The 21600-nt window shown below is 49.7% G+C and carries 17 protein-coding genes; 15 read left to right on the top strand and 2 right to left on the bottom strand.

Annotated elements, in window-relative coordinates; translation table 11 throughout:
• Positions 1-9 precede the first annotated feature (9 nt).
• The 11 genes from U5921_RS01905 to U5921_RS01855 all read left to right on the top strand — a co-directional run bounded on the left by U5921_RS01905 (position 10) and on the right by U5921_RS01855 (position 10059).
• Entirely contained in the window at positions 10-879 is an 870-nt protein-coding gene (locus tag U5921_RS01905; protein WP_324824849.1) for a hypothetical protein, read from the top strand.
• Positions 880-883: 4 nt separating this feature from the next.
• Positions 884-1816 (top strand): hypothetical protein, encoded by a 933-nt coding sequence (locus U5921_RS01900; RefSeq protein WP_324824848.1) that lies wholly within the window; start codon positions 884-886, stop codon positions 1814-1816.
• A gap of 14 nt (positions 1817-1830) precedes the next feature.
• Positions 1831-2706: a secretion protein F gene (locus U5921_RS01895; RefSeq protein ID WP_324824847.1), complete on the top strand. Its 876-nt coding sequence runs from the start codon at positions 1831-1833 to the stop codon at positions 2704-2706.
• A gap of 11 nt (positions 2707-2717) precedes the next feature.
• Positions 2718-3119 carry a DUF4320 family protein gene (locus U5921_RS01890; RefSeq protein ID WP_324824846.1) on the top strand — a complete coding sequence of 134 codons (402 nt, stop codon included), beginning with the start codon at positions 2718-2720 and terminating at the stop codon, positions 3117-3119.
• Positions 3120-3133: 14 nt separating this feature from the next.
• Entirely contained in the window at positions 3134-3670 is a 537-nt protein-coding gene (locus U5921_RS01885) for a hypothetical protein (protein WP_324824845.1), read from the top strand.
• 131 nt (positions 3671-3801) lie between these two features.
• Complete coding sequence (locus U5921_RS01880; protein WP_324824844.1) at positions 3802-4338, top strand: DUF6550 family protein; 537 nt, start codon at positions 3802-3804, stop codon at positions 4336-4338.
• Between the two features lie 70 nt (positions 4339-4408).
• The gene (locus U5921_RS01875) at positions 4409-6085 is read left to right on the top strand and encodes a hypothetical protein (RefSeq protein ID WP_324824843.1); all 1677 of its coding nucleotides are present in this window, start codon (positions 4409-4411) and stop codon (positions 6083-6085) included.
• Entirely contained in the window at positions 6061-6876 is an 816-nt protein-coding gene (locus tag U5921_RS01870; RefSeq protein WP_324824842.1) for a hypothetical protein, read from the top strand. Before U5921_RS01875 ends, U5921_RS01870 begins: the two co-directional genes overlap by 25 nt.
• Positions 6877-6887: 11 nt before the next feature.
• The gene (locus U5921_RS01865; RefSeq protein WP_324824841.1) at positions 6888-7532 is read left to right on the top strand and encodes a hypothetical protein; all 645 of its coding nucleotides are present in this window, start codon (positions 6888-6890) and stop codon (positions 7530-7532) included.
• Positions 7533-8228: a hypothetical protein gene (locus tag U5921_RS01860; RefSeq protein WP_324824840.1), complete on the top strand. Its 696-nt coding sequence runs from the start codon at positions 7533-7535 to the stop codon at positions 8226-8228.
• Positions 8221-10059 carry a VirB4 family type IV secretion system protein gene (locus U5921_RS01855; RefSeq protein WP_324824839.1) on the top strand — a complete coding sequence of 613 codons (1839 nt, stop codon included), beginning with the start codon at positions 8221-8223 and terminating at the stop codon, positions 10057-10059. The genes U5921_RS01860 and U5921_RS01855 overlap by 8 nt, the downstream gene beginning before the upstream one ends.
• Before the next feature lie 23 nt (positions 10060-10082).
• Here U5921_RS01855 and U5921_RS01850 read toward each other — a convergent pair whose 3' ends face one another.
• Positions 10083-11021, bottom strand: coding sequence for a hypothetical protein (locus U5921_RS01850; protein ID WP_324824838.1), 939 nt, complete (start codon positions 11019-11021; stop codon positions 10083-10085).
• Between the two features lie 93 nt (positions 11022-11114).
• Here U5921_RS01850 and U5921_RS01845 point away from each other — a divergent pair, with 93 nt between their 5' ends.
• The 3 genes from U5921_RS01845 to U5921_RS01835 are packed head-to-tail and all read left to right on the top strand — an operon-like array spanning position 11115 to position 13615.
• A complete protein-coding gene (locus tag U5921_RS01845; protein ID WP_324824837.1) occupies positions 11115-11939 on the top strand; it encodes a C39 family peptidase in 825 nt (274 codons plus the stop codon).
• A gap of 14 nt (positions 11940-11953) precedes the next feature.
• Positions 11954-12958, top strand: coding sequence for a hypothetical protein (locus U5921_RS01840; protein ID WP_324824836.1), 1005 nt, complete (start codon positions 11954-11956; stop codon positions 12956-12958).
• A 24-nt stretch (positions 12959-12982) separates the two neighbouring features.
• On the top strand, positions 12983-13615 hold the full coding sequence (locus U5921_RS01835; protein WP_324824835.1) for a helix-turn-helix domain-containing protein: 633 nt from the start codon (positions 12983-12985) through the stop codon (positions 13613-13615).
• Positions 13616-13706: 91 nt separating this feature from the next.
• On the opposite strand, the gene U5921_RS01830 is transcribed toward U5921_RS01835, so the two are convergent.
• Positions 13707-14330: a TetR/AcrR family transcriptional regulator gene (locus U5921_RS01830; protein WP_324824834.1), complete on the bottom strand. Its 624-nt coding sequence runs from the start codon at positions 14328-14330 to the stop codon at positions 13707-13709.
• Between the two features lie 224 nt (positions 14331-14554).
• On the opposite strand from U5921_RS01830, the gene U5921_RS01825 reads away from it, so the two are divergent.
• Entirely contained in the window at positions 14555-21472 is a 6918-nt protein-coding gene (locus tag U5921_RS01825; protein WP_324824833.1) for an S-layer homology domain-containing protein, read from the top strand.
• Positions 21473-21600: the final 128 nt, after the last annotated feature.

Raw genomic sequence — 21600 nt, 5'->3', positions numbered from 1 at the left:
TGCATTTTAATGAGCATGGTAGCCTATAAAGCGCCCTATCTTCTGCAAATTATGATGGATTATGAACCGCTGAACCCCCGCACCGACTACGACAATTTCGGGCATATGATTTGCTGGCACAGCCGGTATAACCTTGGGGATCAGCATAATTTCGAGAACACCAATGATTTTCTCAAGGAGCTGGTGCGTGACAGTGTTTCGCCCGACACCCTCATTGCCTATGTGAAATCCGGCAAGACAGACAAGGTGAAGCTGGAATATGACCGTTCGGCGGCAAGCTGGGAAATCAGCAGCTATGATACCTATTTTAAGAAATGGTATCACGAGGCTTCTATTGAGGGCAGGCTGGAAGTAAATCGGCAGGAGATTTTTGAAAGCCTTGTGGACGCCCTGCCAAACGCTGACCTCTATACGCTGGCTGCGGAGAGAAACATCATTCTACCCTTGAACCTGTACGACCACTCCATGCTCAGTATGTCGGTCAGCTCTTTTATCGGAAGGGCGCAGCACGCCGAATGGGATTCCGGTCAGGTAGGCTGGATTTACGCCACACCGGAGGACATTGAAAAGGAATACGGCAGCCTGACGCCGGAGAGCTACGAGAAAGCCAACGCGCTTTTGAAATCCGAGGTGGAATGTTATGACTACTATCTCTCCGGTCAGTGCTACGGCTTCCGCCTTTATGAAAATGGTGAGGAAACCGATAGCTGCTGGGGCTTCTTGGGCAGCTTTTCGGATATGGCAAAGGAGATTGCGTCCCAAAGCCTGCCTGAAACCCATCAGGATATGGTGGATGATTTGCAGGAAGTGTCCGATACCGTGACGAGGTATAAAGGCTATGAGGACTTGATGGAAGATTTAGAGGAAATGGAGGTTTAGCACAGTGACAATACTCATAACGATTGCGTTTTTACTGGCGGTAACGGGCAGCTTTATCCTGCTTTCGTTATCGCCCTTTTCTTTTTTGGAGGGGCTTGCGGAATATGTGAGGCCCCGAAACACCACACTCAAAAGCAGGATTGCCAAAAGCCGAAAGAATAAGCAGCCCAAAGGACTGAAGCTGCTTTTCCTTGAAACCAAGGAGATTTTACGCATCACCGGCAAAAGTGGACAATTTACGGTACTCTGTATTCTGTCTATGTTTCTGTTTGTGGTGGGGGCTATGATTGCCCTCACTATGAAAAACAGCTTTCTTGTGCCGGTGCTGGCGGTGGGGTTTGCGCTTTTGCCGTTCTACTTTGTGAAGTTGACCGCAGGCAGGCATAAGAAGCAGATCAACACCGAACTGGAAACGGCGCTGTCCATCATCACCACCAGCTATCTTCGGGGGAAAAACACGATTATCCGTGCCATTGAGGAAAACCAGCCGTACCTAAATCCCCCGGTGGCAGAGGTGTTCCGGGGCTTCTTGTTACAGGCAAAGCTCATCAACTCCAACACCAAGGAAGCCTTGGAGGGCTTGAAAGCCGGAATTGACAACAGCGTTTTCCATGAATGGGTGGATGCGGTGATAGCGTGTCAGGATGATTATAACTTGAAAAACATTCTGCCGCCCATTGTCGCCAAATTGTCGGATATGCGTGTGGTATCGGCTGAATTGGACTTGCTTTTGTTTGAACCGGTCAAGGAGTATATCACGATGGTGGTACTCCTTTTAGGCAGCATTCCGCTGATGTATTTTCTCAATCAGGAATGGTATCACACCTTGATGTTTACGGACCTTGGGAAGATACTGCTGGCAATCTGCGCCGGAATGATTTTTGTATCGGTGGCGGCCGTTGCGAAACACACACGCCCCATTGAATACAAGCGATAAGGAGGCGCTGTACAATGCACAGTATGATTTTAATTTTCTTCGCCCTGTTTCTGACAGCAGGGCTTTATCTTATTATGGCGGAGCTTCTCAGCGTACCGACCTATAAGGCGACCAAGGCGATTCTCGGCATGGGCAAAAAGACAAAAAAACAGGCACGGGATTCCGACGCCTTTATTATGGAACTGGCGGTAAAACTGTCAAAAGTCCTGCTTATGGACGAACATAAAAAACGCAAGCTGACTGCCATTCTCAAATCCGCTGAGATCCCTATGACTGCCGAGGCATATGCGGCACAGGCAATCGTAAAGGCAGGACTGATTTTTTTAGGTGTTGTTCCATGTCTGCTGTTTCTGCCAATCCTATCGCCAGTGTTCGTGATTATTGGGATTGCCGTGTACTTTACGGAAAGCACCAAGGCGGAAAAGCTCATTACCGCAAGGCGGCAGGACATTGAATACGAGTTGCCCCGCTTTGTGTCTACGCTGGTGCAGGAGCTGAAAGCAAGCCGTGATGTGCTTTCCATTTTGGAGCATTATCAGAAGAACGCAGGAAAAGCCATGAAAAACGAACTTGCCATCACCACCTCGGATATGCGTACCGGCAATTATGAGGGAGCATTGACCCGGTTTGAGGCCAGAGTGTCCAGTGCCATGCTGTCGGACATTGTGCGGGGACTGATTGGCGTTCTCCGTGGTGATGACGGTGTGGTATTCTTTCAAATGCTCTCCCATGATCTCAAGCAACTGGAATTGCAGAGGCTGAAACGGCTGGCTATGGAACGCCCGCCCAAAATCCGAAAGTTTTCTTTCCTGCTCCTTGGCTGTATGCTGCTCCTATATATGGGGGTCATGGGGTATCAAATCCTCGGCGCCATGTCGGGAATGTTTTAGGGGGTGCGGCTATGCTTAGAAAAGTATTGAAATCAAACCGAGGTGAGGGATATCTGGATGTGGCTGTCGGCATTCTCTGCCTGCTACTGGTGGTGTCCTTTGCCGTTTCCCTGTTCCCGGTCTTTACCACAAAGCAGCAGCTTGATATTTTCGCCACGGAGATTGTGCGTGAAGCGGAAATCAAGGGAAACACCAGCGTGGAATCCCGTATTTCCGATATGCGGGATCAGACCGGCCTTGACCCGAACATCCGATGGGATTGTGACTATTACAGCGGACGAAAGGTACAGCTTAACGGAGATATTGAGGTGGTTCTGACCGATACGGTGGACATTAGCTTTTTCATATTTGGTCCGTTCCCCATTGAGCTTCAGGCCAAGGCAACCGGAAAATCCGAAGTCTATTACAAGTAAAGGGGGCGGAGTTTATGCGACTAAAAAAAATCATAAAAGATAAAAAGGGCGGTTCAACGCCCCTGACGGTTGCCTTAATTTTAGGGCTGCTGCTTCTGATCTGTGCCATCTCGGAGTTTTTCAGGCTGGGGATCATCGTGCAGGGTGTCCGTGACGGACTCCAGCAGGCGGTTATCACCGTAGTCACCACCAATTATGACGAAGCCTACAACGGACTGCGTGAGGGGTATTCCGGCGGTTATATCCTGTCCGGCGATAGCTGGCAGGAGAACCTTGACTACGATGATGTATATTACCGCCTTAACAATCTGCTTGGCACGGATGAGCAGGACGGCTACCACATCAAGCGGCAGGCCGAAGGCTACGAATACCGCCTGTCAGGGCTTTCCGTGGAATTGTCCAACGCACCCCTGACGCCGGGGAACGCCGACAACAATCTGGAAGCGGACGCCCGCATTACCATCGAAATTCCTCTGTCCTTTGGCTGGGAGAAGCTCCCGCCGCTACAGATGGAATTGCGTACACGGTCAGCCTATATGCCCAAATTCTAAAATGACGGTTTCTGCCCCCTGAAATGTCTGGACGCGCAGGAAGATTCAGGATATAATGAAGTTGGGTAAAAACAGCGATATGGGTAAATAGGGCTGAAACATTCATAACAGTATGAAAGTGAGGCCATCATATGAAAAAGAGTTATACAGCGAAGAAAAAAGCGGTTATTACCGCGTTGTCCCTTGTGGCAATCTGCCTTGCAGGAGGACTTTTCTATTATACCAACAATATGGGCGGTCAACCGCCGGAAACCCCTGCGGAAAGTACGCCCCCTGCCGAGGTTGAGGTTTTTGTGCCGGAAATTAAGCCGGAAACAACGCCAGAGGTCAAACAGGATGGTAACACATCTGAGGTCACGCCGTCAGAAACACCGGAACAGCCTGCGCCGCCTGCCAGCAATGAACCGCAGGGACAGGTAAGCAAGCCGTCTGATGGAAAACTGAAGTCGCCGTCAGAGGCCGTTCCTCCTTCCAGTCCCCCTCCGGCCGAGTCGGGCAACGGTTCTTCTCCCAAGGCTGAACCGAAACAGGAGCAGCCGCAGGGCGGAGAAAAGCGTTCGGATGGTGCAGTTTATGTGCCAGGGTTTGGCTGGGTTGAATACGAGGGTGAAAATTCTCAAGGGACAGCCCCTAATGCCGGAACCGGTGAACCGGTTGGCGATATGTAAAACAGAATAACCTATCCAAAGGGATACAGCGATTGACGGCTGTATCCCTTTTTACTTTGGAGGTGCAAACTTGAAACGATTGATTTGTGCATTGCTTTTAGTGGCAATGCTTTTTTCTTTGTCCGTTCCCGCTTTTGCAGCTGATCCCAACATTGACGGCGGCGGTGGCGGCATGGGACAGGGAACCGGGCAAAACTCATGGACGCCGGGGCGTGACGGTGTACGCATCACGATTATTCGTGACAGCGACAACACACCAGTATCTACACCGATAGACTTTGCTAATGGGGCAAATGGCGATATTGTTATCCATTTTGGCAGCGTAAATAAAATCGCATATCGTAGCAGCGGACTTACTCCGCACAACGGGAATTACTATTCGATAAAGCCCACAAACGATATGCCCCGCATTGTCAGCTCAAACGGCTCCAGCAACATTACAGCCATCCGAAACTATTTTTGTCGTGAAGGAACTATTCGGGACATAGCGAATGCCGCAGGCTTTGACTATGACACCCTGATCGGTGGGGAGTACAAAATTCTTTTGGAGCCGATAGGGTATTTTAAGTACAACAGCGTTATGTTTGCCATGACTGCTACCGAAGCCGCTCTTTACAACAAACAGGTGGGAAACGGTCTGCGGAGCAAGATGGTATCCCTATCTCACAAAAATCTGCCGCTGTCCATGTTCCTTGAAACCCCGGATTTGGGCTTCCCTGCATGGGGTGGGTCTACCACACAGGCGCAGAATGATGAAACCATTATTGCAAACTTGGGGCTGGGGATTATCCGCTTTTCCGAGCCTGACCCTGAGCCACCAAGGGAAAGCAATGTGATTTACCGCTGTGATACCGAGGTGGTCACGGCTGTTACGCTTTCGACCGGTTCACAAAAAACGCCGGATAATCCCGCATACGCACGGTTTTCCATCAACGGAAGCACCTATTCCCATAACAGTATCTATATCCCTGACGGCGGTTCACAGCTTGCGTGGGTAAAATGGCGTACCCCAAAGGAGCCGGGATATGTTACGATTACCGTTTCCAGCAACTGCTCTGTGAGCAGCAGCGAGATTGTGGCACAGATTGTAGACCTCGATAAGAACCCTCCGCCCGATCCGCAGGCCAATGACCGCAATGATGGATTTTCTATCCCATCCAAGCCCAGCAAGCCGAATGTGACCTCTCTCACATGGGGAGAGTGGGACTGCTGGTGGCATGAATATTGGGTTTGGCACAGCGGCAGCGAGGATGAGGATGGTTGGTGGGAAGATGAGGGGTGGTGGGCATACGCCTGGCTCTCTTATTCGGCCAACCTGACCGCAGAGATGCAGACCAAGCCGGATGCAAAATCGCCTACGGCTTCCGGCAAGACAATGAAAAGCGGATATGGACTAAATGCCAACGTGTCGGCACAGGTCCGTTCCTCCGCACCCAGCAGCCACATCACCGGTGCGCAGACCGTGGTGGCATATTTCCCTGAGTTTAACTACACGACTTACTGGAGGTTGCTAAAACGGCTGAATACCGGGTATTACATCACCTTTGAATTTCAGAAAAACAAGTACAGCACCTATGGCCGCCCCTGCCACTTTTCTCCGGTTTGGTTCCCTGATGGGCGATATACGACCTATGCGGAGTGTATCGACGCATGGACGCCAGCCGGAATGTTGCAAATCAACCTGACGGATAATCTGACTATTCGGGATTCCTTATTTTCCGATTGGCATATTCGTCCGATAAAGTGAGGTGTATGATAATGAACATAGATAAAATACTGACCATATTGCAGAAAACCAACGATGGCGATAATCTTTCTCCCGAACATCTGAAGTTGGTGGAGCTGGGCGCCAATGGCTACCTGAATCAAGCTGGACTGGCGGCTCTTGACCGCCTATACGAAAGCGTAGAGGCCGGAACCTATACAAAGCCCTACCATCTTGGTGTGGAGTTTATGACCCGTGACCATGGGGGCTTCGTCTATTTCAAGGATAAAGAGGTGGAGCATTATTCTTCATCGTGGGCGTACTCCTTGGAGGCAAAGGCTTGTCTGACAAAGTTGCAGCACCAATGCCTGTATCTTGAAAGCGTGAATGACCTGACCGGTCCTCCATATATGCTTTGCAACTACGAAATGAAGGGCAGGCACGGAGAGCAGTTTTGTGAGCATGAAAAGCAAATGCTTGACCGGCTCTGCGGAAAGAGCGAGATTGTCTTTTCGCAAGTCCATATGCCTCATAATAGCGTAATGGATGGATTTCTGATGCCGGGAAGTATCGACCAAGAGGATGTAAAAAACGCACCTCAGTATAGGGAAATGCTGATGACCGGAGATCTCCAGCCGTTATGTACGGCTACGGTAACGGTATTCTCCTATGGCGTCGGTCCGCTAAGAAATGCCACAGAGCAGGAACTGGACACCTTGAACTGTTGTCTGGACTACATGGTGGATCATGCGTTGCTGAAAGAACATTCAAAATCGGAGTATACTATGCTGGCTGAAAATACGCTGGATGCCGCCGAAGAATATGAGCGTTAGGAGGGCAGCCGATGGGAAACCGAGCAATTTACAACATCATTGAGCATGGGGAAACCCATGCTTTTTTGGCGGATTGGGGAGCAAACGCCCTGTCACCGCTTTTTCGCCTTTCGCAAGCCAAAGCAATCCAGCAACGGCAAGAAAACTTTCCGAGTACAATTTCACACATTTTTGCTCACTTGGATTATGAGGGGGAATACCGCCTTTTCCGTCTGCGTGATGTGGATATGTTTTGCAGGCCCCTTACCGGTGAAGAAGCCACAGGCTGCGAACAGGCATTTTCACAGAAAAGTGGATTTGAAATGCGGATTACCCTCGATCTTGACCATGATAGCTGCCTGCTGGAGTATAACCGTAATTGTCCGTGGTATCAATCCATGGATAACCTGTCTATTCCCATTTCAACGGGGATTGAGAATGTTGAAAAGCTCATGGTCTATGCTGATAAAAAGGAAATCTACGATTTTAACCGTCTTATCGCAATCTATCAGCAAGGAACCGGCATCGAAGCCCTGTTGGAAAAATCTCGTGGGGATATGCGGCTGATGGAATACTTAAACTCACCGCAGGCGCAGGAGGACAGAGAACGCTACCGGCGATTGCTCGATCAGGAGGACTTTGACGAGAAAGCCGCCGAGGAAATGGAGGAACGATAAATGGAGGGACTTTTATTCCCGATTATTATGCTGACCGTCACCCTTGTGGGTGGCGGTCTTTTGCTTTTGTTCCTGAAAACGGCGAAGAAACGGCCGGTGTCGGACGAAACAGCAATCGCCATTCAGACCGCACAACAGTTTATCAACGTGCGGGATGTAAAGGACAAATACCTATATACCAAGGACGGCTTAGTGTTGATATATCTGCGTGTCCATGCAATCAGCATTGATTTATATAGCAAAGCCGAAAAAAACAATCTAATCAAGCAGATCACCGCCGAGCTATCGGATATTCAGTACCCGTTCAAGTTTATGGCGGTGAGCCGCCCTGTGGATATTTCCCCCTTGATTTCCGATATGCAGGGGATGTTAAAGACCGCCGATGATAAGCGAAAAGAGCTTTTGCGGCAGGAGATTTTGCAGATGAGCAGCTTTGCCCTGTCCGGCGAAATCGTAGAGCGCCAGTTTTATATTTCCCTTTGGGATCGCTATGAGGATGGCGTGGAAAAGGATTTACTCAAACGTGCCTCCTTGCTGGCGGAGAAGTTTACCACCAACGGAATCGGCTGCGACATACTGACGGAAAAGGAAATTGTGCGCCTTTTGAACCTTGTCAACAACCCCTCCTATACCCATTTAGAGGATACAGACTTTGAGGCCGGTATGCCCTTGTTAAAGGAGGACATTTATGCCTAAAAAACAAATAGTACAAGAAAGAGATATTACAAATGCCGCCCTGCTCAATGTGATTACCCCTGTGGGGCTGGAGTTTACTAAGAACAGCCTTTCCGTAGGGGAAAATCTCGGTAAGATTTACGGCCTGATCCGTTATCCGCAAAAGGTAGAAACGGAGTGGCTTTCTAAAATAACCAATATCCCATCAACCATTGTATCCATCGGCTTTAAGCCAGTGGACAATGCCACCCTTATCAATGCCATTTCCCGAAGCGTGGTGCAACAGCGAGGACTTGCTGAAGGTGCCAAAGACCCTCTATCTCGTCAGCGTGCGGAAAAAGCCGCCGAGGACGGCGAAAAAATCATCATGCAGATTGACCGTGAAGGGGAAACCGTGGGTCTGATGAGTGTGTCCGTCATGCCCATTTCAAAGGATGAACGCACCTTCAAAAAGGTATGCCGCCGTGCGGAGAGTATCATCAGCGTTCTCAAATGCAAAATGCGGGTCATCCCCAATCTGCAAAAGGAGTGCTTTCAGCACCTTTCCCCGTCTTTTCCCACCAATGGGAAGATTGAAAGCATCCTGCAAAAAATTGTGCCGCTGTCCACCTTTGTGGGCGGCTTTCCTTTTGCCAGCTCCGGTTTTAATGATGGAGAGGGTTACTACCTTGCACTGGACTCCAGCGGCAGCCTTGTTATCGTGGACATCTGGCGGCGCGGCAGCGATAGGACAAACAGCAACTTTGTCATTATGGGTAATTCCGGAGTAGGAAAAAGCACCGCTATCAAGCATATTATCATGTCCGAATACATGAAAGGCACTAAAATCATTGTAATCGACCCGGAAAGTGAATACAAAGACCTCTGCTATAATCTTGGCTGCGGCGGTGATTGGGTCAATGCTGTGGGCGGCGCCGGTGGCCGTTTCAATCCCCTTCAGGTCCGTCCGTCCCCCCGTGATGATGAACAGGAAAATGAGGCCGACCGACTGTATCGTGATGAAGGTTATGGTATGAATGACCTGGCTCTCCACATGAAGAACCTTGAAATTTTCTTCAGCCTTTATATTCCGTCACTGACCGATATGCAAAAGGCGGTTCTCAAAAAGAGCCTTGTAGAGTTGTATCGCAATTTCAATATCACATGGGACACCGATGTGGCGGCACTTTCGCCAGAGGACTTTCCTATCTTTTTCGATCTGTATAAACTGGTAAAAGAAAAAGCGGATACCGAACAGGACAGGCAGGCTTATGCTGACCTTTCCTTGCTGCTTTATGATATTGCGGAAGGCTCCGACAGCTTTATTTGGAACGGTCACACTACCATAAAAAGTGAAAGCCGGTTCGTTTGTCTGGACACCAATGCCCTCCAAGGAACCAGCGATAACATCAAGCGAACACAATATTTCAATCTTTTGACCTACTGTTGGGAGCAAATGAGCCGCAACCGTGATGAACGGGTGCTTTTAATTTGCGACGAGGCTTATTTGATGATCGACCAAAAAGTACCGCAATCCCTCGTTTATCTAAGAAATGCCATGAAACGGGCAAGAAAATACGAGTCAGCCTTGGCTATTATCTCTCACAGTGTCATTGATTTTCTTTCTGAGAGCATCAAGCAATATGGGCAGGCACTTCTTGACATTCCATGCTACAAACTCCTGATGGGAACAGACGGTCCCAACCTAAAGGAAACAGCCAGGCTCTACGACCTTACCGAAGCCGAACAGGAACTTTTGCTGGCTCGGAAGCGAGGACACGCACTCTTTATGGTGGGTGCAAAGCGCCTGCACATTAACTTTGAGATTCCTGACTACAAGATGATGTATATGGGAAAGGCAGGGGGAAGATAAGTAGAGGGGAATTCCCCCTCTACTTATTCAATAAAGAAGTCATAATCCCCTAAAATATTAATTGACGTAGGAGACAAGCCAGTAACATCCCCAATTATACAGTTTTCGTTTTCATATTTTAGAATCAAATTCTCACCAATTTTATATGCGATAAATTGCAAACCCTTATTGTAAAGGCCATCTTGGGATTTAGGGTAGTGCTTAAATTTAGTCTTATTGTACTTAGGAGACATGGCTTTTATCAATGCTTTTTCACAATCCAAGGCAATATTCTTACAGTTAAATGCAAAATTTCCAGAGAAGGCTTCTATAAATTGCTGTTCAGAAGTATCTCCATTGATAACAGATATTACATCACTTTGAATGCAAAAAGGAAGGATAAGCAAGTCATTTACTTTATCATAACCACTTGGAACAATCTTTTCATTAATGAGGATGTCAAGTAGTGCGTGATGTGTTTTGAAACGATCGAAGATATGCTCGTCCGTACATTTACCAACATACAAGACCTCATATGATAGAAGTTGTGTGAAATCGCCCTTTGTTTTTATTCCAATGGCACCGTTGCTGGCTAAGTGAATTAATCGATCAAAATTAGCGTGCATAATAAAGCGATTGTTTTCGCCTATAAGTGTTAATGCATGAAAATATTCATCGCTGGTATTACTTAGGTTCGAGTGTCTTTTGATTCCGGATAATCCTGTACCAAATAGATTAGGATTATCTTTTTGGGTCATTATTATTTCAACTTGTGAGTCGCAATTTTCCATGCTAATTTCAAGATGAAATCCGTTTGAAGCCCCATCTCTGAGTTTCATTATTGGTAAAGTCCTTTTAGCAATTACATACAAACTGGTTAAAGTCAAGCAATCGTAAATATAGGAATCATTTCGTGAATTATCAAACTCAAATATCGTTAAGGGGGCATATGTCAACTCCAAAATGTTTTCTAAATTATGCATGATTTTTAGTCACCTACCTTTTATATTATTTTAGCAGACGAAGTAAAGTACTTCACTAAGAAGATTAAAAGCAGGGAAAGAAAGGATTATTTTATGGCAGTAGACCCTTTAACCGCCAAGATTTTGGCACAGATAGCGGTACAAGCCGCAACTGATGAGCAGGCGCGAAAGCGTCTGCTCATCATCATTTTAGGCCCAGCAATTGCATTGCTATTGCTGATTGCCTTAATTCTATATATCTTCACCAGTCCTTTATCCATTTTTGCAGAATGGGCAATGGGAGATGAACTGGCCGCCATTGAGGATTTGCAAATCAATTATGGCTATAACCAAATGCTCGGTATTTATGAGCAGGACTATATCGAAGGTAGCGGTCAGAACTACGAAGGTGTGGTGTTCACAGATGGTGGCATGGAGGTGGTTTATTACAACCAACTCGATGAACGCTGGGCGAATGTTATGTACGGTCAATCCAGTACCATTGGCGAGGCTGGGTGCGGCCCCACCTCCATGTCTATTGTGATTTCCACATTGACCGGAGAAGCTCACGATCCGATTGAGCTATCAAGATGGTCTGTGGCGAACGGACACCGCTGCGAGGGCAACGGGTCCTATCACAGCCTGATACCGGGTGCGGCCGAGGGCTATGGACTATCCTGTGAGGGGAATTTGACAGCACAGGATATTGTGGACGCACTTTCCGGCGGCAAGCTGGTGGTCGCCATTATGAGCAAGGGGCATTTTACCACGGGGGGACATTTTATCGTTTTAAGGGGAGTGACCGCCGAAGGGAAAATCCTTGTGGCAGACCCCGCCAGTCATCGGCGCAGCAATCAGGAGTGGGATTTGTCGCTGATAATAAATGAGGCTCGGAAAGGCGCAGCAGCAGGCGGTCCATTTTGGGCGATTTCTAACTGACAAGGAGGCTAAACATGATTTTATACCTTTCATCTACACAGCATACCAATCTGCTGGACTTTACAGGCTGGTACAATGCTGACAGCGAAATGCCTATCAAGAAAATGGTGGGCAATTTTGTTCTGAAGCAATTTATTGTCTATGATATGCGAAACTTTTCTCATGTAACAGAAGTTGTTCTGGATCGCATTGCCTTTGGAGATGGTGAAGAAGAATTTGCAGGGGCTATTGAAGAATTTCTGACTATGTATAACCCCCGCATTACTGTAATCTGTGAGGGACTTTCGAGGGACAGTCCTCTGTTCCATTCCCTGTTGGATAGCGGCGTGGGCAATATTGTCTGCTCCACCGATATTGCGGAAATCCAGCGTGAGATTTTGGAGTGCCTGAGTGAACAGGGCATGGTGCGTTATGCTGCCAAGGAACGCACGGTAAAAACAGGCGGCAGGAAAACCTATCGTTTTGACTGCGAGAATATCCATGTCACCGTGATTTCTTCACAGCCGAGAATGGGAGCAACTACAACAGCACTCGGCCTTTGCGCATGGCTGGCGGCTGTGGGGGCTTCTGTCTGCTATGTGGAGGAAAATGAAAGCAATATCTTAACCACCATGGCGGCCGCCTACGAAATGGAACCGATGGGAGAGGGCTGGCGAATGGATGGAGTCCAATACGGAACAAAGCCACCGGCAGAACCGGTGAATTTTATTATCCATGATTTGGGCTGTCAGCTAGGTCTAAATGAAAAGGTGTATGATGTGGGTCTGCTGGTTATCGTGTGCGGCACAAAGACCTATGAGCTGCCCAACTCTGTGCGGCTGTTGAAACGATTGAATACCGTAGATGCCTATATACTCTGCCCATTTACCCATGAGGCGGTCAGAAGTGACTATGCGGCAATTCTGCAAAGCAATTTTCATAAGGTGCTGTTTTTGGACTACCAGCCTGAACCTACGGACGACATGAGCAATTCCAAGCAGTACAAAACGATGATGACAAAATATATCGCCGGGGCATAACACCCCGGCGTAAGGAGGATTTTGATGATGACCAAGCAAGCGGAGCTGAAACAACAAGCGTATGCCAGCGATTTGAAAAGCCGTGCGCTTTCTGTATTGATTTACCTGATTGACCGATCAAATAAAGACCTGACCTGTTTTCCGGCTATTCCGACAATGGCCGAGCAGCTTCATATATCTGTATCTACGGTAAAGCGTGCCCTAAAGGAGCTGGCTGACGCAGGCTACATTCAAAGGGAAGCACGTTTCCGTGAAAGAAACCGTGGGCAAAGCTCTAACCTGTATATCCTGCTTTTTGTAGAGCAGATGCCCACGCCCGACAATGACAATACCCTCGCATATGAGGATTACATAGCGCCTGTAACTCCAGAATCAGGGATAGGCGATAATAAGACCGTAGCAGTTCACATTACCTTTGATACCTTGAAAGGTGAAAAACAGGAGAAGCAAACAGCGGAAGCGGCAAGAAACGAGTTTGCCTCAGCCGCACGCTCGACAACGAAAAAGACCTCCATCCCCATTCATCTTGATACATTCGGAACGCTGCCTCTCCGTTATTTATCGGAAAGAATGAGAGAAATAGCAGGGAAATCTCGACCCTGCTTTTCATCTGATTTTCCGTGGACGGGGGCGGGGGTCATTTTGCAGCCCCCTTGAACTACTCAAGTGAACTGGTATAAATAGCGGAAAATAAGTTTTATCTTTTTCGTTTGATGATGTCCATGCAATTTATCCTCCTTTTGAATAGTTAATGGGGTTGGATTCCTTCTATCAGTAGCCGAATATGCTCCATCGCCTGCTCTCTCAAATCAAAGTCGGGATAGCGAACACACCATTCATAGCTAACACCCCGTATCGCCATTACAAAATGCCGGGAGAGCGTTTCCGGCGGCAAGGACGATGTAAATTCCCCGCTGCGAAGGCCTTTTTCTAAAATGCTGTAAACCAATGCATAAAGCTCCCGTCCGTACCCCTTGACTGCTTCCGTACCTGCCGTTCCAGAGAGTAGCATCTGATAAATCTTTGTCATATTTTTGCAGCCGAACGTATTGGCAAGCGTATCTGCAATTCTTTCTGCTAAAGCAAGCAGCACCAATGAAGAAGGCATATCATCGGGTAGCGATTCCAAAAAGGTTTTGTAATGAACATCTGCCCTCGCGGCATGATCTGCAATTAAAATAGCAATCAGCGCATCCTTGGATTCGAAGTGTACATAAAAAGCGCCTTTTGTGATACCGGCCTCGTCGGTTATGTCCTCTACGTTAACATCGGAAAAATTGCTCTCTGTAAATAACCTTTCTGCAATCTCATATAGCTTCTTTTTCGTTTCCGCCCCCTGCGCCTTCCGCTTGTCGAGCTTTTTCTCTCTCATATTTTCTGCTCCTCTATTGATTTTTTCAAAAAAATTAAGTATAATAAATATAAATTACTAAATGAGTTTAGTGAACATGGTTTTTATATGTAGTATATCATCTGTCAATCTCAAATTCAAGTATTTGAGCGAAATCGTTGTCTTTCTTAGAATTCTGCCTGACAAAGTATGCGGTTAATTGAACATTACGATGAGTTTTCAAAATATGAAGTGGAGGAAATGGTATGAGCAGACACAAAACAAAGCAAAGAATTATGGCCATGATGCTGTCCGCCATCATGGTTGTGGGTATGATGCCTGTCTCGGCGTTCGCTGAAACAAGTACATTCCCCATTGGCACAAGCGGCGAGATTATTGCTTTTGAGGTGCTGAGAGCAGACAGCTCAATGCGGAGCGTGTCGCTTGCTACAAACGAATCAGATTTGAAATTGCCAAAAATCCTAACGGCGACTATCCGGCTTGCAGTTTTAGACGAAGAAACGGTGTTGGACTCCGGAGAAACTGATGCGAAGTTGGATAGCGTTGATACGGTAAGCGGATCAGCAATTGGCATGGATAAAAAAGGTGATACCGAAGCTGGAGCAGAGGCCCAAATCGCCTCCCCCTCCGATGCACAAGAAGATGGGGATTACTTTGAAGCTGAACCAATGGAGAAAACCGTGGCCAGCGTGGATGAAATTACCGTTCCCCTGCCTGTAACATGGGTTTCCTTTCCGGCATACGACGGCGAAACAGCGGGCGAATACATATTTATGCCTGAACTGCCGGAGGGGATTAGCATAGCCAGCGGCGTGGAAAAACCGACAATCACTGTAACGGTAGGCGCAGCGGTTATTACCGGCACGGTGACGGCCTTTGACGATTTGACGGATGAAATCCGTTGGCAGAATACCACCGAACCGGAATTCCCGGAAGCGGTGGGCGGCACGGTTGGTAGCGAAGCGGCTCAAATCCCGGTGACTTGGGAGGCCGACCACGACTATGACGAGCAATATCCCCAGCGGGGGCTCTATGTGTTCACCGCTGTTTTGGGTGAGGGTTACGTCCTTGCAGACGGCGTGGAACTGCCCCGCATAACAGTGTTTATCCCCGTCAGCGCGGGGCGTATGGTGGCGCGCATGGCAGGCGGAGGTACAACGGACAGCCCGCTTGAAATCACCACGGCTGCGCAGCTTGCCGAAATCGCCACGCTGGTGAATGCGCGGGAGAACGGCTTGGAGCTGTTTTTGTTCAACAACGCAGGCGCAAAGGTTAGCCTTAAAATGACGAACGACATCGACCTCTCGGCTTACACAAAAGGCGAGGGCTGGGAGCCTATCGGCAACAAGGACAATAAATTTAGAAGCGCCTTTGACGGCGGCGGGCACAAGATCAGCAATCTGACCATCAACCGCGCCGACGGCGAGTATCAAGGCCTGTTTGGGTCTATGGGCGTTGGAGCCTTGGTGGAAAATCTCGGCATTGAAAATACCGAGATTAGGGCCAAGGGCTATGCCGGCGGTGTGGCGGGAGAGGTTCGCGGCGGCACGGTGCAAAACTGCTATACGACAGGCAGTGTTGGCGGCAACATTTATGTCGGCGGCGTGCTGGGTGTTGTTTTTGAAAACAGTACGGTGCAAAACTGCTACTCCACTGTCAGCATCGACGGCGCCTCCGGCACCTTCTCCTTTATGATCGGCGGCTTGACAGGGGGCGTTTACGACAGCACGGTGATAAACTGCTATGCCACCGGCAACGTCAGCGGCAGCTCCAGCGCATCTTCAACCTATACGGGCGGCTTAACAGGGTATCTTGTTGGGGAAAGCAGAATGCAAAACTGCGCGGCACTCAACCCCGCTGTCAGTGGCAGAGACCGTGTCGGGCGTGTGGTTGGGAGCTGGCCTGCGGAGTTCCCCGTGGGCAACAGCCAGCTTTCGGGCAATATCGCCTTTGGCGGCATGACGGTAACAAAGTATGGCTACATCATCCCTCCTGCCGAGGGTGCGGATCAGATGGACGGCGAACCCAAAACCGCCGCCGACATCAGTGCCGCAGGCTTCTTTGAAGAGTTGTTCGGCAATGATACGGCATGGACATACGAAACTGGCAAGCTGCCCGGCTTCGGCGCGGCGGTGGAGATGCCAGAGTATCTAGTGAATGGCAGCGACCCGAATTTCTTCGGCGCCGGCACCAGCGAAAACCCATATCAAATCAACACCCCCGCCCAGCTCGCTAAGCTGGCGGAGCTTGTAAACGAGGGGAACGCGAGCTATAACGCTGCACACTATAAGCTGATGAACAACCTCGATCTTTCTGCCTATGGTAAAGATTATGACGACGGCAAGGGTTGGACGCCCATTGGCAACACGTATGAACAACCATTCAAGGGTATTTTTGATGGTAACGGTAAAACCATTACAGAGCTGTATATCAACCAAAGCGGGCAATCTCATGTTGGATTGTTTGGAAGCATTAGCCGAGGCACGGCAAATAATTTAGCACTGCAAAATGTAAGCATCAAAGGCGGTCAAAGCGTCGGGGGCGTGACAGGATCTGTGTATGAGGGGGGCATGGTGCAAGGTTGTTTCGTAAGCGGCATTATGAGCGGTGCAGACTACATCGGTGGCGTGGTGGGGCATGTTCACGCTTCCACCGTGCAAAACTGCTACAGTGCGGTAAGCCTGACAAGCACGAGCACCAATGGGAGCGGCGGTGTAATCGGGAGAATTAACTTTGGCACGGTAAAGAACTGTTACAGCATCGGCAGTGTCGCTGGCATCGCCGGTAATGGTGGTATTGGTGGTGTGGTGGGAGTTGTTTACGCTTCCACCGTGCAAAACTGCGCTGCGCTTAATCCATCAGTTTCCGGAGCCTCCACCGGTGTGCGTCGCGTGGCAGGAATTTTTGACAGCAATACTCTTTCGGGCAATATCGCCTTTGGCGGTATGACGGTCAATGGTGCTACGGTGTCCGGAGGCACGCTGACAGATCATAACGGCGCACCCAAAACCGCCGCCGAAATCGCGGCGGCAGGCTTCTGGACGACAGCTTCCGGCTTCACGGCGGATTGGGACACCACCATCTGGGACATCGAACCCGGCAAGCTGCCCATACTCAAGGGCATTGCGGGGCAGGACGCTTCCATGCCCGCTCATCTGCGCCCGGCGGGCGCAAGCCCCTTTGAGGGCGCGGGCACCAGCGAGGGCGATCCCTACCTCATCAAAACCGCCGCGGACCTTGCCAAGCTGGCAGAGCTTGTGAATGCGGGAATCTCGCCTTATGCGGATGCAGGAAGGTATTATAAGCTTGTGAATAACCTTGACCTTTCCGACTATGGCGCAGGCTACGATGGCGGCAAGGGGTGGATTCCCATCGGTACAGATGAACACAAGCCGTTTAATGGAATTTTTAACGGCGGAGACTACCAAATCACAGGGCTTTACATTACCCGCAGCGCCCATTATCAGGGTCTGTTCGGCTATATCGGTGTTGGCAGTGTGAAAAACCTCGGCGTGGCAAACGTAAATATCTCCGGTATCTTCAGCGGCGGCGGTTTGGCGGGGCGGATTTACGGCACGGTGGAAAACTGCTATGTCAGCGGCAGTGTCAGCGGCATAGGCAACACCGGCGGCATGGCGGGATGGGTTTTTGGCACGATGCAAAGCTGCTATGTCAGCGGCAATATTTCCGCAACTAATCCGGCCGCCGCCGTCGGCGGCGTGGCGAGCGTTGTTGGAGAGGGCGGCACAATGCAAAACTGCTACAGCACCGGCAGCGTCAGCGTCAGCTCTGTGGAATTTTACAACTATATTGGCGGTGTGGTGGGAATTGTTTCTGGCACGGTGCAAAACTGCTACAGCACCAGCAGCGTCAGCTCTACAAAAAATGCTGACTCTATTGGCGGCGTGATGGGAACTCTTCTCAAAGGCACGGTGCAAAACTGCGCCGCGCTGAACCCCTCGGTCAGTAGTTCAAGTTATAGCGGGCGCGTGGTGGGAAATTGCTTCGCCCCCTATTTCTTATATAACAACTACGCCTTCAGCCGCATACCCGGCACATGGGCAAATGAGGGTCTAAATGCAAAAGACGGCGAGGACGTAACCTCAGAGACACTATTTAGCGGCAGCTTTTGGACGACTGCGGGCAATTGGAATACTGCCGCGTGGGACAGCAACGTTTGGACATTCGAAGACGGCAAGCTGCCCACGCTAAAAGGGCTTGCGGGGCAAAACGGCGACGGCGGGCTGTACATGAGCGCGCGGGACATTCAGTACGCCACGGTGGGCACGAGCGCCCCCCTCACCTATAACGGCAGTGAGCAAATCCCAACCCTGACCGTCACCTTTGACGGCGAAACGCTGACGAAGAACACGGATTATACCGTTTCAATCACCAGCACGGACGGCGCCAGCGCCAGCGCAGGGATAAACGCCGGAGAGGTGACGCTGACCCTGACCGGCATTGGCAGCTTCAAAGGTATAAAAACGGCGACTTATACCATCGGCAAGGCGCCGCTCACGATTTCGAGTGCCGTGATCAATCCTAAATTCTACGACAGTACCATCACCGCAGAGGTTGCCAACGTTAGCTTTGACGGTTTACAGCCCACCGAAACGCTGGCGATCAGCGTGGATTACACCGTCACGGGCGCGCGGTATAACAGCGCCGACGCGGGCGACAACAAGACTGTAACCGCTACAGTTACGCTTGCAAACAGCGCCACAGCGAAGAACTACTCCCTGTTGAGTGATGTGCTGTCCATTTCAGGCATGACCATCGGAAAAGCTGACTTTTCATCGGTGGACCCTGTCAACAAGAGCCTGCTTTACAGCGCGGCGCACACCAATGTGACCGTAAACATCACCGGTTTACCCGACGACCGTGGAACAACGACCTTTACCGCCGGGACGGTGGCAGGTGACACCGCCATCGTCAGCGGCACGGTGCAGGGTACTGCCACTGGCATCAAGTTCTCCACGAATGCCGGTGACATAGGGCAAACCGCCATCATTCCGGTGACTGCCACCATGCAGAACTACAAAGATGTCGTTGTTGACGTGGTGGTGACACTGGTTAATAAAACGCCCGTGACCATCACCGGCGTGACGGTGGCGAATAAGGTCTATGACGGCACAGCAATCGCCTATACCGGTACACCCGCCAATGCGCAGGGGTACATTGGCACCTATCAATATGTTTGGTCGAGCGGTTCTGCACCCAAAGATGCTGGGAACTATACTCTGACCGTTAAAATTCCAGACAGCAATGCGGATTTTATGGGCGAGATTGAAATTCCATTCATCATCAGTCCTGCAACAGTTACCATAACTGCAAAAGACAAGATCGCCTATGTGGGTGGTACAGCCCCTACATTTGGCGAATCGGATTACACCGTGACCGGGCTTGCAAGTGGTGAAACACTAAATACTACGCCGACGCTTGCCTATACCACAACTCCGGATATGAGCAAGACCGGAACTTACACGATAATCGCCACCGATGCGGTTGCGCCCGATAGTAGTAACTACAATAGCACCATCACTTATATCACAGGGACATTGACAATTAGAAATAGGCCATCTGGTGGTGGGAACTCCTCAGATAGCAGCTCCGTCATCGTCACCCCGCCCGCAGCCGACAAGCCGAATTCCCCCACACAGGGAGAAATCAAGGTTTCTGGTACGGTGGACGGCAATGGCAATGTCACAGTGAACATCACTGCTAAAGCTGTAACCGACGCTTTCGAGAACGCTATGGCGGAAGCGAGGAAAAACGGCACTGAGCAAAACGGCATCACGGTGGTGCTTCGAGTGAACACCGGCAACAGGGCCGCATCCAGTGTTACCGTCAACCTGCCAAAGTCCGTACAGGACACCATCATCGGTAACAATATCGTTAGTGTCATTGTGGTGGTGGATAACCCCGACATCCGAATCGGCATGGATTTGGCGACCATACAGGAAATCAACAAACAGGCAAAATCCGATGTCAACATCACAGCCACCCGCATGGGCAGCGGTAAGCTGACCGGGGATGCGAAAAAAGCCATCGGCAGCCGCCCGGTATTCGAGCTTAGAGTCAACTACGGTAGTGGTAAACAGATCCAGAGCTTTGGTGCAGGCAGCGTATCGGTCAGTATCCCTTATATCCTGGGCGTAAATGAAAAAGCAGGTAATGTGCAGGCGGTCTATGTGGATGCCAAGGGCAAGGTACACTGGCTGATAAACTCAGTATATGACCATGTGGAAAAGGTACTGCGTTTTTCTACCTCCCATTTTTCCACCTACGGCGTCGGCTATAAACAGACCAACACCGCATTTACGGACATTGCAGGCCACTGGGCAAAGGAAGATATTGAGTTTGTGGTAAGCCGCGGATTGTTCAGCGGCACTTCCACCACCACCTTCAGTCCAAACACCGCCATGACAAGAGGAATGTTCGTCACCGCCCTCGGACGGCTGGCAAACGCCGATGTGAGCGGCTACACAAAAAGCAGCTTCACCGATGTGAAAGGTGACGCCTACTATATGGGCTACATTGAGTGGGCAAGCAAAAACAACATTGTAAACGGGGTTGGCAATGGAAGGTTTGCCCCGGACCAGTCCATCACCCGTGAGCAGATGGCGGTCATTATGCAGAACTATGCAAAGATCATCGGATTTACATTACCGAAGGTTCATGTGGAAAATACCTTTGCCGACAGCATCAAAATCAATGCCTACGCCAAGGAGGCAGTAAAGCAGATGCAGATGGCAGGTGTGATCAGCGGCAAGAATAGCAATTTGTTCGACCCGCAGGGTACAGCTACCCGCGCCGAGGTTTCGGCAGTGCTGCGCCGCTTCGTGGAGCTGGCGATTTCCAGCGATACCATGCAGGGCTGGGCGGAGAACGATTCCGGTAAATGGATGTACTACGAAAACGGCAAGGCCGTCACCGGGAAAAAGGAGATTGATGGCTCGACCTATACCTTTGACCAGTATGGTGTGACATCGGATGTACCCAAGAACCTCCGATATACCGCCTACACCATACAAAAGGGCGACAGTTTCTGGAGCATCGCCCGCAAGCTAAACTGCACTATGGATGAACTAGAGAGGCTGAACAATAAAAGCCAGTTCTCTATCATTCACCCCGGTGATGTACTGCGGGTGCCGGAGAAGTAAAGAGCAAGAAACCAAAAGGAATAAGCGAGGTGCATCGGCACTTCGCTTATTCCTTTTTCCGTTGTAGCTTTAGCAGCGGTTCTAACTGAACAAAGTGAAGGCAGAACAATAAACTACCGGCTATGCCG

It is taken from the genome of Sinanaerobacter sp. ZZT-01 (assembly GCF_035621135.1).
Taxonomy (GTDB): Bacteria; Bacillota; Clostridia; order Peptostreptococcales; family Anaerovoracaceae; genus IOR16.
This window is presented reverse-complemented; position numbering and strand designations above follow the sequence as displayed.